This window comes from Paenibacillus sp. N22P23 (assembly GCF_059383735.1).
In genome coordinates, this window is record NZ_JBXENT010000006.1 from 276,748 (window position 1) to 290,874 (window position 14,127).

Annotated in this window: 14 protein-coding genes; 10 read left to right on the forward strand and 4 right to left on the reverse strand. The window is 53.4% G+C overall.

All coding sequences use genetic code 11. The features are described 5' to 3' along the window. Positions 1-42 precede the first annotated feature (42 nt). The gene (locus tag AC506A_RS23095; protein ID WP_495463341.1) at positions 43-651 is read right to left on the reverse strand and encodes a GyrI-like domain-containing protein; all 609 of its coding nucleotides are present in this window, start codon (positions 649-651) and stop codon (positions 43-45) included. A gap of 192 nt (positions 652-843) precedes the next feature. Between AC506A_RS23095 and AC506A_RS23100 the strand changes: the two genes are divergently transcribed. The 6 genes from AC506A_RS23100 (at position 844) to AC506A_RS23125 (ending at position 6,402) form a co-directional block, all read left to right on the forward strand. Then, a complete protein-coding gene (locus AC506A_RS23100; protein ID WP_495463342.1) occupies positions 844-1,302 on the forward strand; it encodes a DUF2269 family protein in 459 nt (152 codons plus the stop codon). Between the two features lie 172 nt (positions 1,303-1,474). Then, a complete protein-coding gene (locus tag AC506A_RS23105; RefSeq protein ID WP_495463343.1) occupies positions 1,475-2,389 on the forward strand; it encodes a DMT family transporter in 915 nt (304 codons plus the stop codon). Between the two features lie 547 nt (positions 2,390-2,936). Then, a complete protein-coding gene (locus AC506A_RS23110; protein ID WP_495463344.1) occupies positions 2,937-3,827 on the forward strand; it encodes an ABC transporter ATP-binding protein in 891 nt (296 codons plus the stop codon). A 48-nt stretch (positions 3,828-3,875) separates the two neighbouring features. Continuing rightward, positions 3,876-4,631, forward strand: coding sequence for an ABC transporter permease (locus AC506A_RS23115; RefSeq protein ID WP_495463345.1), 756 nt, complete (start codon positions 3,876-3,878; stop codon positions 4,629-4,631). Positions 4,632-4,635: 4 nt separating this feature from the next. Continuing rightward, positions 4,636-5,799, forward strand: a complete 1,164-nt coding sequence (locus AC506A_RS23120; RefSeq protein WP_495463346.1) for a sensor histidine kinase — start codon at positions 4,636-4,638, stop codon at positions 5,797-5,799. A 3-nt stretch (positions 5,800-5,802) separates the two neighbouring features. Further along, the gene (locus AC506A_RS23125) at positions 5,803-6,402 is read left to right on the forward strand and encodes a response regulator transcription factor (protein ID WP_495463347.1); all 600 of its coding nucleotides are present in this window, start codon (positions 5,803-5,805) and stop codon (positions 6,400-6,402) included. Positions 6,403-6,572: 170 nt separating this feature from the next. Here AC506A_RS23125 and AC506A_RS23130 read toward each other — a convergent pair whose 3' ends face one another. Both AC506A_RS23130 and AC506A_RS23135 read right to left on the reverse strand, forming a co-directional pair. After that, positions 6,573-8,474, reverse strand: a complete 1,902-nt coding sequence (locus tag AC506A_RS23130; protein ID WP_495463348.1) for a sensor histidine kinase — start codon at positions 8,472-8,474, stop codon at positions 6,573-6,575. After that, on the reverse strand, positions 8,471-9,178 hold the full coding sequence (locus AC506A_RS23135) for a response regulator transcription factor (RefSeq protein ID WP_495463349.1): 708 nt from the start codon (positions 9,176-9,178) through the stop codon (positions 8,471-8,473). The genes AC506A_RS23130 and AC506A_RS23135 overlap by 4 nt, the downstream gene beginning before the upstream one ends. A gap of 180 nt (positions 9,179-9,358) precedes the next feature. On the opposite strand from AC506A_RS23135, the gene AC506A_RS23140 reads away from it, so the two are divergent. From AC506A_RS23140 to AC506A_RS23155, 4 genes are read left to right on the forward strand one after another with little or no spacing between them, the layout of a single operon-like run. Next, positions 9,359-10,231 carry a carbohydrate ABC transporter permease gene (locus tag AC506A_RS23140; protein ID WP_495463350.1) on the forward strand — a complete coding sequence of 291 codons (873 nt, stop codon included), beginning with the start codon at positions 9,359-9,361 and terminating at the stop codon, positions 10,229-10,231. After that, a complete protein-coding gene (locus AC506A_RS23145; protein ID WP_495463351.1) occupies positions 10,228-11,124 on the forward strand; it encodes a carbohydrate ABC transporter permease in 897 nt (298 codons plus the stop codon). Before AC506A_RS23140 ends, AC506A_RS23145 begins: the two co-directional genes overlap by 4 nt. Positions 11,125-11,180: 56 nt before the next feature. Then, positions 11,181-12,329, forward strand: coding sequence for an efflux RND transporter periplasmic adaptor subunit (locus tag AC506A_RS23150; protein WP_495463352.1), 1,149 nt, complete (start codon positions 11,181-11,183; stop codon positions 12,327-12,329). 35 nt (positions 12,330-12,364) lie between these two features. Continuing rightward, positions 12,365-13,783, forward strand: a complete 1,419-nt coding sequence (locus AC506A_RS23155) for an ABC transporter substrate-binding protein (RefSeq protein WP_495463353.1) — start codon at positions 12,365-12,367, stop codon at positions 13,781-13,783. Positions 13,784-13,896: 113 nt separating this feature from the next. On the opposite strand, the gene AC506A_RS23160 is transcribed toward AC506A_RS23155, so the two are convergent. Further along, positions 13,897-14,127, reverse strand: a 231-nt coding sequence (locus tag AC506A_RS23160) for a hypothetical protein (RefSeq protein WP_495463354.1), incomplete at its 5' end; no start/stop codon positions are given.

Consider the following 14,127-nt stretch of genomic DNA (forward strand, 5'->3'; position numbering starts at 1 on the left):
AAAACGTTCCTGCGCCGTAAATCTGCGGCGTAGGAACGTTTTTTATTTCACTGAAACCGGATATCGCAAAATCGTCTTAAGCGATTCCGCTGCCGTCTTCCTGAAGTCGGATAAGTAAATCTCATGATGCTTCCCGCTGATCGCGAGTCTTTGCTGCTCTATGTACGCGTACATGATCGCAAGTGTTTCCGGCTCTGTACTGAAAGGACCGACATGCAGCATCTGCACGCATGTCCCTTCCGTGAGCTGACCGAAGCTGACGCTGCCCACCGGCCTATTCGGCTTCTTCTTGATCGCTGCCTGCAGCCCCTCTTCAGCAATTGCCGCCGTTACATAATCCGGCTGGCGGATGAGCAGCGTCCACTGCCACTGCTCGCGCGGCGTTTCGAGCGGATCGAGACTCATGTCTTCGACCCACCATTGCCCCTCCAGCTTAGCGACCGTAAAGTCTTGCTCCGCCTGCTTGCACAACGCTTTAATGCTATATGCCGCTGTATAGATGGACTCGGTCGCTGCTGCAAAAGCTTCGCTTTCGGGGGCACCGGTACCGGTAATTTGCAAGTAGGGCAGGGCGGGCAGTACAATCAGCTCCGGTTTCTTGCGGGCGCCATAATAGGTTTTGTCTGTTTTCGTCAAATCGAGTTTACTCAAATTACTTTCCTCCCACATGCTTCAGAGTCTCCTTAGTATACGTCAATTGACTGACAAAGGTAGTCAGTCAATTGGAATTATTTAGTGTAAGCGGAACGTAATATAGCTGTAAGTGAACGTGTGGTAGTATACATCTTGTTCCATACATAGGTCTTATTTTCCAAAAAAATCAAATCGCGAGGTGAGCCAGTAGTGAAATTGCTTGTTCTCATCCACGTCATGTCAGCCATCATTGGGGTAGGCCCAACATTCTTTATTCATACGTTATTTGGCAAGAAAGACAGTGTAGGCGAATTGCGCAGTGCGTTCAAGCTCGGCAGTAAACTGGAGCTGTTTCCGAAGATTGGAGGCTCGCTCGCCGTCATCACAGGCCTCATTCTCGTATTTGCAGACGGATGGGAGTTCGTCAGCTTCTGGATTCTAGGCTCGCTTGCACTCTATATTGCGATTCAAGTACTGGTGATCGGCTTTGCCGCACCGGTGACGAAGAAGCTAGGTGTGGAGATCGAGAATTCGAAGTCGCTGAGCGCGGACCAAGCGGTTCCTGACAATCAGGTTCGTTTGCTGAACAAAGCCAATAAGCTTTATTACGGAGCTACTGCTATGGGGACGCTGCTCTTTATTTTCATGGTGCTGAAGCCTTTTTATTAAACGATAAGAAATAGTAGTGCCGTTAAGAGGACGACGAAAGCCGTTTCACCTTAAGCCGTTCTAATCGGTGCTCCAATCGCGGAGCGCCGATTATTTTTGTTATTGTATTTCAAGCACAAATCCGTCAAACTGTTGGCAATGGAAACTTACGGGAATGGGGCTCAATTCACGAATGAAGCAAGATCGCAAATGGATATATTACCTGGGCTTGGTGCTGGTTTCGGCGATCTGGGGGGCTAATTTCGGCGTATCGCGCAGTGCGATGGAAACCTTTGACCCGATTCTGTTCGCCTTCCTGCGCTTCTCCATCTCCACGCCGTTCTTCTTTCTCCTGCTTTACCTCAAGGAAGGGAGTGTTCGGGTCCCGATTAAGGCGGCTTTGCAGCTCGTGGCTATCGGTTTGGTCGGCGTGACGGCACTTGAGATCGCGGTTATGTACTCGATCAAATATACGACGCTCGCTAATGCTTCGCTGCTTAATGTGGCACCATGGCCGATTTTTGCAGCGCTGCTTGGACCTTTGTTTATGAAAGAGAAGGTGACGTCTCGTCTGATCGTTGGCGGTGTGGCGGCTATGGCGGGTGTTTGTCTCGTTATTCTAGGCGGAGCGGAGGGCTTCGATCTCTCCTCGGATAACATGGTCGGCAATATGCTCGCACTTGGCGTTAGCGTCATCGGTGCCTTGTTTAACCTCGCCTGTATGCCGCTGATGAAGACGTATTCGGCGCTGCGGGTCAGCACCTGGTACATCACCTTCGGCATGCTGTTCATGTTCCCGTTCACGTTAGGTTCGTGGGGCAAGGTAGAATGGAGTGCGTTAACATCAAGCTCCTATGAAGCTATCGCATATAACGTCCTGATTTGCACGATATTCTCGTTCGTGGTGTGGAATGCGAGCATGTTCAAAATCGGCGCAACACGGGCGAACTTCTTCCGTTATGTCGTGCCGGCGTCGGCGGTTACGGCAGGGTATTTCTTCTTCAACGAGCAGATTAGCGGCTGGCAGCTGGGCGGTACGGTATTCATGGTTGCGGGGCTTGTGTGGATTAGCTTGGAGAAGAAGGGGAATGCAGCCTCGATCGGTTAAAATAGCCCCTAAAAATTGGACGACCCCCGCTTCATCTCGAAGCGAGGGTCTTTTTGTTTGAAGAGACGTACAACGCGCCAAATGCGGCGTCATTCGTTCCTTCTTGTATGTTCACTATGTGCAGGCGTCGTAACTTGCGCCGCAAAATATGATAAGCGTAACCGCTAATGTCTTCCTACTTTCAATTAAAAAACGTGCACGAAAGCAACGAAAGCCCTAACCTCTCTAACGTCCTTGCGGTTCCTCGACCGCGCCAGTGTGAATCCGTGTTCCTTAAAGCAGCCGTGAATAAAAGGAATTTGAATGTGTGGTGATCTGAAGGGTAATCACAACGAATACGAGGAAAAAACCAGAGGTTACACTTGATACAATTCTTGATTATACACACAACTAGGCTGGAAATCAAGTCCCATTCATTTCTTTTCTTTGGAAACTGCAGCGATATGACATTTGTCATGCGAAACAGATTACATTCATGCATGTCGGAGACGCACCTGATTCGGTACACTAAGGACATAAGAGAAAGCGAAATGAGGAGTGAATGAAGATGAAAGCTGCAATACAGCTAACCGGTGTCAGCAAGGTGTACAAAGAGAAAACAGCCGTGAGCGATTTGACGTTATCGATCGCGGAGGGAACCGTTGTGGCACTGCTCGGTCCGAACGGCGCGGGCAAAACAACAACCGTATCCATGATACTTGGCATGTACAAACCAACGAAAGGCACAGTGAAGCTGCTTGGCGGCGATCCTCGCGATCAGCAGGTGCGCGACCGAATCGGTGCGATGCTGCAGGATGTCAGCGTAATTGATGGACTGAAGGTGGGCGAGAGCATTGAATTGTTCCGCAGCTACTATAAGAAGCCGCTGCCGCTCGATTACTTATTGAAGGTATCGAATCTGACGGAAGAGAAAAACAAATTTGCAACCGCGCTGTCAGGCGGGCAGCAGAGAAGGCTTGGATTTGCACTGGCGCTTGCCGGCGACCCGGATGTGATTTTTCTTGATGAACCGACTGTAGGGATGGATGTGACCTCGCGCCAGCTGTTCTGGGATACGGTCAAAGCCATGGCAGGAAAGGGCAAAACGATCGTATTGACGACGCATTATTTGGACGAAGCCGATAGTGTTGCTGACCGCATTATCGTCATTAATAACGGCAAACTGATTGCCGATGGCACGCCAAGCGAGATTAAAGCCGAAACGACAGGACGTGTGATCTCATTCGTAGCAGGCGATAGCGTAACGACCGAATCGCTGCTTGCGCTGCCGGATGTGACGGATGTGGAATGGAGCGGCCGCAGGGTGAAGCTGTACAGCTCCGACACGGATCGACTTATTATAGCGTTAGTTGAGAAACGATTTGATATGCGCGACATCGAAATTCAAACCGGCGGGCTGGAGGATGCGTTCCAAGCGCTCGTACAGCAGTCGAATTAGTCAAATAACACCTGAGCGATCAGGATAAACTAGTGGGAGTGACTAACAATGAATGGAACCATGATTAGGGCGACACTCGCCCAGTGTAAAGCGGAGCTGCTGCGAACGGTCCGCAATAAACGGTTTTTTATTTTCTCGATCGTCATGCCGATTATCTTCTACTTCCTCTTCTCCAACATCGTTGGCGACAATAAGGTTGTCGGAGGCGTAGACTGGTCCGCTTATTATCTCATGTCGATGACGTGCTATGGCATTATCGGGGCCAGCTTCTCGACCTACAGCATCCGTTTAGCGCGTGAACGCTCGCAAGGCTGGATTCGCATGCTGCGCATTACGCCTTTGCCTTCATGGGCTTATATCGTATCGAAAATCGCATCCCAAGCCATTATCAATCTCTTCATCGTTGTCATGATGTTTCTCATAGGCGGTATCACTAAACAAATCGACTTGCCTGTTTCGACCTGGATTGCAAGCGGTGCATGGATTTGGCTTGGCGGGTTGTCCTTTATGACGCTTGGCACGCTGTTCGGCTCGATGCGCAACCCCGATGCCGTACAGGTATTGAGCACGGTAGCTTATATGGGACTATCCGTTGTAGGCGGTCTATGGATGCCGTATGAAACGATGTCTTCCACGATGCAGAAGGTAGCTGAGGTAACACCAACGTACCGACTCGGGCAAGGGGCTTGGAATATTATCGCCGGCCAATCGTTGGACTGGACGGGAATCGGCATTCTCGCGATTTACGTAGTGGTCCTGATGGTGGTATCATCTTGGATAATGAAAAAGCAGGAAGCGGTGTAATTGCATGTGGAACGTGATGCGGCGGCCTCAAGTAGGTCCGCCTGTGTTATTTGCAATGATATGGTTAGTCTATCTTGTGTTCCCGCTTTATCATTTATTCAACCAACCGCCTGCTAGGGTTGCGATGGGATTGACGGCAGTCCTTGTGTTTATCGCGATTTATATTTATAGCTACAGCTACGAGCGGGGACGCCTCTTATGCATATTTGGGATGCTGATCATTGTAGGTCTGTTCAGTTTCAGCAATGTAGGATCACTATATATGGCTTTCTATCCGGCACCGATTATCGGAATGTTAACAAGTCGGAAGCAGATAGCCGTTGCGATCGGCGGCCTTGAGTTACTGTTTGGATCGGCAATCTGGTACTGGAAGCTGTATAACGATACGGATGCACTGCTGCAGTTTCTTCCGGCTATGATTGTCATGCTTGTTATCCCATTTACTTTAATATTTGGTCGAAGATCGAGGGAGCTGCGGCAAAAGCTGAACCTCGCAAACGAAGAAATATCTCGATTGTCTAAGAACGAGGAGCGCCAGCGTATTTCGCGGGATTTGCATGATACGCTTGGTCACACGCTTTCGCTCATTACGCTGAAGAGTGAGCTTGCGGAGAAGCTGATTCTCAAGCAGCCGGAGCGGGCTGTGCAGGAAGTGCGTGATATTCAGGCGACCTCCCGTGCCGCGCTGCGTCAGGTGCGGGAGCTGGTGTCGGGGATGAGCGCGGTGAAGCTGCGCGACGAGGTGGATCAGGCGAAGCGGATATTGGCAGCTGCCGGTATCGTGCTGGAGCGCGGAGAGAGCGATTTTGAACGAGAGCTGCCCTCGCCTCTGATTGATAATATTCTTGGCATGTGTCTGCGGGAATCGGTGACGAATATCGTCAAGCACAGTCGCGCGCGAGTATGTACGGTTCGACTTGCTTGGGAGCCGGGAAAATTGCGGCTGACCGTCTCGGACGATGGAATCGGGGTAAGCAAGAGCACGGAGGCTGCTGAATCGAGGTCTGTGGATTCGGCTGATGGATTTGGCGGGAATGGATTACGAGGGATGCGGGAGCGACTAAAACTAATCGATGGCGACCTTGCCCTGGAGTCGGTAGGAAGAGGCACGTTGCTGACGTTTACTGTACCGCTGGTTGAGAAGTCGGGAAGCAAAGGAGGAGGATGAGCGGTGAAAATTGTTGTAGCGGAGGACCAAGGCATGCTTCGCGGGGCGTTGAGCGCTTTGCTGGATTTGGAGGATGACATCGAAGTTATTGGTCAAGCGGAGAATGGCAAACAAGCGCTGGATATGATCCGCGAGCTGTCTCCGGATCTATGCGTTATGGACATCGAGATGCCGGAGTTGAGCGGCCTTGATGTAGCGGAGAAACTGAAGGAGCTGGGTCACCCGTGCCGGGTAGTTATCTTGACGACTTTCTCCCGCTCGGGGTATTTTCAGCGTGCGATGAAGGCCGGAGCGCGGGGGTTTCTGCTCAAGGATTCCCCGATCGCCGAGCTTGGCGCAGCGCTTCGCACCGTCTCGCAGGGAGGCCGCGCGGTTAGCCCGGAGCTGGCGCTTTCGTTCTGGGAGACGGAGAATCCGCTCACGGAACGGGAGCAGGGAGTGCTGAGGCTTGCGGCTGCAGGGCTGACTGCCGGCGACATCGCGGGACAGTTATTCCTCTCGGCCGGCACAGTCCGAAATTACTTGTCCGAAGCGATCCAGAAGCTGGAGGCGAAGAACCGCATCGACGCGATCGGCATCGCGGAGAAGAACGGGTGGATCTGACAAGCGCTCTACCCGAATAATCCCTATCAAACCAGGTGCAATCATATGGAAGCGGCGACGATGGTTCGCCGCTTCTTTGAATTGTAGGTTCCAGTGTCAATGTCAATGTCACTCTATTAAAGTTATCATTATTCATGGAAAATCATATGGGGACTAGGCTTATTTTCTTTCTAGGCTTCGCTTGTGTCATGCTCCGCCTTCGCCACGGTAAAGTAGAACTCCACGCCGTTGCCGTGGTTGCGCACGCCGAACGTGCTGTCGTGCAGCAGCAATATATGCTTCACGATGGCAAGCCCGATGCCGGTCCCGCCGAGCTCGCGGCTACGAGACATATCCGTGCGGTAAAACTGCTCCCAGATGCGCTTGAGTTCAGCTTCCGGGATCACTTCGCCCTCATTCCAAAGGCAGAGCATCCAGCGGTCCGGCTCCTCGACAATCCGAAGCTCGATCGAACCGCCTTGAGCCGTATGACGAATGGCATTGCTCATCAGGTTTGCGAGCACCTGCTCCAGCCTGAAACGGTCGCCGAATGCCGCCATCTCGGTGGACTCCTCCGGCAGCAGCGCCGTCAAAGCGATCGCCTTGCGCTCCAGCGGCTCCGCGTGTCGCTGCAGGAAAGCATTCGCGCATGCGCGAAGATCGAAGCTGCCGATTACGAGCCTGTACTTGCCGGATTCCAGCTGCGCGAGATCCAGCATATCGTTGACGAGCCCGGACATCCGCTTCGTCTCGTCCATAATGACACCGAGGTACAGCTCGCGCTTCTCAGCGCCTCCAATCCCATCGCGCAAACCTTCCGCATAGCCGCTGATCAGACTGATCGGCGTCTTCAGCTCATGCGATACCCCCGCAACGAACTCGCGCCGCATCGCTTCAAGCTCTTTCTCCTTCTCGAACTCTTCTTTGAGCTGGATATTCGCCGCCTTCAGTTCACCAAGCGCGTGCTGCAAATTATCGGACAGAAAATCAAACGTCTGCGACAAACTGCCAATCTCATCATTGCGCTTAATGCCGCTTTTCACAGAGAAATCCAGCTTGGAGAGCCGCAGTGCCACCTGGTTCAGCCTCCGCAAGGGCTTCGTAATCATGCCGGAGTAGAGGAAGGACAGGAGCAGGATGAGCACAACCGCAAGTCCGTAGAAATACATATAGAAATCTTTGAACACATAACTCGCATCGCTGACCGGCTGCAGCGAGGAAACCGCGAACAGCACCTGCTTCGCGCCATCGGCCGAAGGCAGCGCCGCAGCCGCGATGAGCTGATTGTTGCCGAGCTTCGCCGGACCGAAGCCCAAGGCGCGATACACGACGGTTTCGCCGCCGCTGAACACCTTGTTCACCTGCGCTGGATCCTGCAGCCATTGCGCGACGCCTGTCATCAGATTGTCGACCTGCTCCTGCGAGACCGGATTTTGAATCATGCGCAGCACTTCGCCCCCCAGCTGATCAATGCTGATAAAGATGCGCTTCTGCTTCTGGCCGGCCCCGATGGCTATTGCCTTGATGCCTTGATCATCGAATTCGAATTTCGCGGTTAATGCGAAGTAGCGGGTCTCAAACGGTGAAAAATAAAGCGGCAGCCCGCTGCCCGCGGTCGTCGTCTCGCCCTGCAGTTCTCCCGGCAGCGGCAGCGGCATCGTGAATCCCCCGATAAACCGCTGGAAGTTCCCGCCTTCAGCACCTTCGCTTGACGAAGGTGCTGGTGAAGTCGCTCTGGCGACGTCGTCAACACCTGCCTGCACCGCCTCCGACCCGGGTGCGATATGAACGACTGCGCCGCGCTCGCCTGTCTGCAGTTCCGGATTAGCCGAACCATCCGTCCCCGATTCCGGTACGGGCCGTGACTTCCCGGACTCCGTCCCAGTCGGGGCAGCTTCAGGCGGCGTATCGCCAACCGCGATATACTTGTCCCGCAGCGCCGTAAAATCCTGTTTGATCGCTTTGATTTTCTGCTTCTCATAATAGCTCTCGAAGAACGTTAACTGCAGCACCATCATGAGTGTGGTGAAGGCAATAAACACAATGGCTGTGACAGTGAACAGCTTAAACGCGACACTTCGCCCGCGCTTCATCGCTTCACCTTGAACTGATAGCCGTTGCCTCGTACGGTACAGATCAGCTCCGCTTTGCCGCCAAGCTTCTGCCGCAGTCGCTTAATATGGGTGTCGACGGTCCGCGCATCGCCGAAATAATCGAAACCCCATACATGATTGAGCAGCATGTCCCGCGTTAGCACGATGTTCTTATTCCGATACATATATAGCAGCAAATCGTATTCCTTCGGCGACAGCGTAAGCTCTTCACCCTCGACCTTTACTTCGTGCGACGCCTCGTTAATCGTCAGCCCGTCCAGTGTGATCAGGCCACCACCTTCTTGACCGTCGGCAGCAGAAGCAGCGGCCGCAGCCAGCAGCTCCGCTCGCTTGAGCAGCACCTTCACCTTCGCGGTCAGCTCCTTTGGGCTGAATGGCTTCGTCATGTAATCGTCCGCGCCAAGATCGTAGCCAAGCAGCTTGTCGTCTTCGGCAGAACGGGCCGTCAGCATAATAATCATCACGTCGGACCGTTCACGAATGGAACGGCAGACACTGTAGCCGTCCAGCTTCGGCATCATAATGTCCAAGATGACAAGTGCGATCGGCTCTGCGGCGAACCGGAGCAGCGCTTCCTCGCCGTTGGCCGCCTCGATAACCGTAATATTTTCCCCATGCAAGTAGTCGACAATAAGCTGCCGCATTAGGGGCTCATCCTCGACAAGTAGTACATTTCCGCTCACGATACCGTTTCCTCCTTCATTGTCACACAGCTGTCACATCGCGCTCGTACAGTTACAAGTGAGAAGAAACGGTTCACGCCGTTCTTTAGCTCAGGCACGTTGCAGAAAAGGATCCCTAAATCGATTTTCTGTTCACCTGAAGCAAATTCATTCGCTCCCACTATCGTATAGGAGGTTGTTATGAAATTCAATCGCTTGCTGCAGCGAGATAGCAGTGCGGCGGTCGTGTTCCTCGCGCCGAGTCTGATCGGCTTCGGGCTATTCTTCCTGATTCCGTTCGCGGCAGGATGCTACTATTCGCTGGTAGACAGTCCGGTGAACGGCAGCTTCGTCGGTCTCTCCAATTACGTGGAGCTGCTGCAGAGCAGCTCGTTTCGCAAGGCGGCATCCAACACCGCGTTATTCACAGCTGTGAGTGTCCCTCTGTTGATGACGCTGTCGCTTCTGCTGGCGTTATTGCTCATGCGCGAGGTATTTGCCCGAAACTGGCTGCGTACGTTCTATGTCATGCCGCTCGTCGTTCCGGTCGCTTCGATCGTGATGCTGTGGCAGATTTTGTTCGACGGCAACGGTTTTCTGAATGCCTATTTGCACGAGCATGGGCTGGCAACGAAGGACTGGATGGGCTCGGGAACGGCAAGGGCCGTTGTCCTGCTGGTCTTTCTGTGGAAGAACGTGGGCTATAACATGGTGCTCTATCTGGCAGGTCTGCAAAATATTCCGGAGGATTACTACGAAGCAGCGTCAGTGGAAGGCGCTGGATGGTGGTGGAAGCTGCGAAACATTACGCTCGTATACTTAACGCCAACGGTCTTCTTCGTCTTCATCATGTCGGTTATCGGCTCGTTCAAAGTGTTTCGCGAGACGTATCTGATCGCGGGGGAGTATCCCGATGAGAGCATCTACATGCTGCAGCACTACATGAACAATATGTTCCTATCCCTGGATTATCAGAAATTGACCTCGGCCGCTTATATTATGGCAATTGTGATTACAGTGTTTGTTGCGGTGGTGTTCAGGCTGGAGCGGGCGCTGAGGAGGCGGATGGAATGAGGGAAAAGCCGCGAATTATCGCCAAAATCATACTGACCTTCATGCTTGCCCTAATCGCCGCATGTATGTTATTTCCACTTGTATTTACAATCAGCAATTCCTTCATGTCGGAGGATGAAATTACAGCCGCTTATGGCGTTTTGTCTCCGAGCTCAGACGGAGATTCCGGCGGCTCAGCCGAATCGAAGGCGGATCAGTTCGCTGTGCTCAAGCTGATTCCGGATCAGGTGACGCTTGAACAGTACGGAGAAGCGCTCTTCCGAAAACCGCAGTTTCTGGCTATGTTCTGGAATGCGGTCGTGATGACGGTGCCGATTATTGCGGGCCAGACCTTTGTTGCGGCACTGGCGGCTTACGCGCTTGGCAAGCTGCAGTTTGTGGGAAGGGACAAGCTGTTCTTCCTGTATCTCATTACGATGCTGATGCCATTCCAAGTAACGCTCGTGCCGAACTACATTATGGCCGACCGGCTTGGGCTGCTGAATAACTTCGGCGCTATTATTTGGCCCGGCATCTTCGCGGCATTCGGCGTTTTCTTATTGCGGCAGTTCATGCTGCAAATTCCGACGGCTTACGTGGAAGCAGGCAAAATGGATGGCGCAGGCCATCTGCAGCTGTTCTTCCGCATCGTGCTGCCGATGTGCAGGCCGGGACTTGCCGCGCTTGTGATTCTGCTCTTCATCGACAATTGGAACATGGTCGAGCAGCCGCTCATCATGCTGACCGATGCGGTGAAGCAGCCGCTGTCGGTCTATCTGTCCCGGGTTCGGGAAGGGGAGCAGGGTATTGCTTTTGCTGCTTCCGCGCTTTACATGGCGCCGATGCTGTTCATTTTTCTCTATAGCGAGAATGATCTGATTGCCGGCATTCAGCTGTCCGGGCTGAAGGGGTAGGCCGTGTTAGGCTAGGCGGCAAGCACAAATTACACAACAGTTTAGGAGTGAAGAGGATGTCCACGATGCTGGACGATAACCGCCTGAAGCGGCGCAAACGGCTCATGGGTACTGTGCTTATCCTTTTCTTCGGCGCGCTCGCCGTGCTCACGTTCTTCTCGAATACGATTGCAGGCATGGCGCTGCCGAAGGTAACGGTGACGAAGCCTGATTTCGGGCAGCTGGAACGTACGATTTCCGGTGAAGGCGAGCTGGAGGCGGAGAAATCGGAGGAGCTGTACGCCGAAGGCGACGGCGATGTGACGAAGATTCATGTGGAGGAAGGCGATGCCGTCAAGAAGGGGCAAACGCTGATCTCCTATGATACGACGGATGCCAAGCGGAATCTCTCCGATGAAGAGACGCGTTATGCGCAGGCGAAGCTGCGTATGGAGAAGCAGAAGGAGCAAATCATCGACGCGCTGAGGCAAGGCAACGATGCAGAGGTTCGCGATCTTAAACGCGACATACAAATTTCGCAGTACGATCTGGACATTCAGCGGCGGAAGCTGGAGACGATGCGCGAGGACATTACGAACAGCAGCGACGTTCGCGCGCCGTTCGACGGTATCGTCACTGAGCTGAAGGCGACGGAGGGGCTGCCTTCCTCGCGGGGACAGGCCGTCGCAGTGCTGGCGGATGTGAGCCAGGGGCTCATCTTCAGCTTTACCGACGATGCTGACGATGCCGATAAGCTGCGCATCGGTGAAACGGTATCGATGTCCGCTTATATCGGCGACAAGCGGAAGGTAGTCAAGGGAACGATCGACGATATCGAGGATGCTGAAGATAGCGGCGCGCTCGGGGGCGGAGGTTCAAGCGATTCCGGGGAAGAGGACCGCAAGAAAATAACGGTTAAAGTCACCGGTCAGGAGCTGCAGCTTGGCAATCAAGTGAAGCTCTCCGTGAAGAAGACCGGCCGGGTTGGCGGCATCATTCTAGCCAGCGATACGGTGCAGCAAGGCGGTGAAGGGTACTACGTTTGGGTTGTGAAGGAGAAGAAAGGGCCTCTCGGCAGCATCTACACGGCGGTGAAGGCCGCGGTCACGATCGGTGATTCGGACGAAACGAATACCGAGATTGTGGACGGCATTATGCCGGATGAGCGGGTCATTGAAGAGATGAGCGAGCCGTTAAGTGAGGACCAGCGAGTCCGTTTGAAATAATTTTATTTTATGATCCCAGGGAGAGTGTATTCAGAATGAAGAAGAAAGCGAAGTCTGCAATTACAACCGGTTGTGTCAGTCTGGCGCTGATGACGGCGATAACAGCTTGTTCAAGTGGAAGCGGCAATGACGGGAATGCCAATGCGGAGCAGACCCCGGCGAAAACGAAGGATGGCAAAACGGTTGTTACGGTATCCGTTCTGGAGAACGACCGTTTCTTGCAAACTGCGGAAGCGAATTTCGAGAAGGCGCATCCGGATATCGATATCCAAATCAGCGCTGCGATCGCAACGCCGGAAATGGGGAAGAAGGTGGTCCGAAGAGCAGGCGGCGGTCAGGACGAGAACGCGGCGGACCGCGAGAAGTTCCTGAGCACGGTCAATACGGAACTGATGTCAGGCAAAGGCGCGGACATTATCGCCGTGCAGGATCTGCCGTTCAATAAGTACGCGGAGAAAGGGCTGCTCGCAGATCTTCGATCGTTGATGAAGGACGATAAAGAGTTTAACCTGCAGGATTATTACGAAGGCGTTATGGATGCAGTAACGAGCGGTGGCAAGCAGGCAGCGATGCCGATTCGATTCTCGCTCGATATAATGCTCGCCAATATGGCGGAGCTGGCAGGTGCGGGCGTTACGATCGACGATAACAAATGGACCTGGAAGGATTTTGCGGATATCGCCCGGAAGGTTTCCAAGGACGAGGATGGCGACGGCAAGCCGGACAAGTATACGATGAACGGTATGTCGAAGGAGCAGATGCTGAAGCTGATGGTGGAATCGAGTTATGAGCACTATGTTGATACGGAGGGGAAGAAAGCGTCCTTTGACCAGGGGGATTTTGCGGCGATGCTGGAGAATTTGAAAGGGCTGTATGACGATGGCTTGGTCAGTGATGCAATGCCGGGCCCTGGGCAGCAGTCGTTCGGACATATGAATCTAATGATGCCGATGGATTTGGTTATGCTTCCGACAATGATGTTCCAGGGAGAGGGACAGGTATTCCAGACGCCGTCCGGCGGCGAAGCGAAAGGCATGACTTATGAGAGCGATCTGATGCTTGCGCTGAATGAGAAATCAGGTGCGAAGCAGGAAGCATGGGCGTTCTTGAAGTTTTTGCTCTCCGCGGAGGCTCAGAGCAACCCGGGTATTATGGGCTTCTCCGTTCGCAAAGACATGACAGCAAAGCAGGTTGAAGAGTCGATGAAGATGCTCGAGAGCGGCAATATCAAGATGGCTACGCCGGACGGGGAGATTACGCCGCCGACAGTAACGGATGAAGATATCAAGTCGATTGTCGATACAATTCCGCGCATTAAGCGATTCAGCGGGGATGACAGCGCCATTATGTCGATGGTGAAGGAAGAATCGACAGCATTTTTCGAGGGACGCAAGTCGGCTGATGAAGCGGCGAAACAGCTGCAGAACCGGGCAACGATTTATTTGAACGAATAGCGTGTGGAGAAACACCTTCAGGAAGCGGCTGCGGCTGCTTGTCGAAGGTGTTTCTGTGCGTCCGCGCGGTAATACCGCGCGAAAAAGCAGCTGAGAGTAGGACAAGCCGCATCTTAGTGACCCGCCTGACGGGGAATTGGCTGCGCGCGAGCCTGAGAGTCGGGAAATCCGACTCTCAGCGGCAAAACCGCGCGAAAAAGCAGCTGAGAGTAGGAAAACCCGACTCTCAGCATCCCGCCTGACGGGGAATTGGCTGCGCGCGAGCCTGAGAGTCGGGAAATCCGACTCTCAGCGGCAAAACCGCGCGAAAAAGCAGCTGAGAGTAGGAAAACCCGACTCTCAGC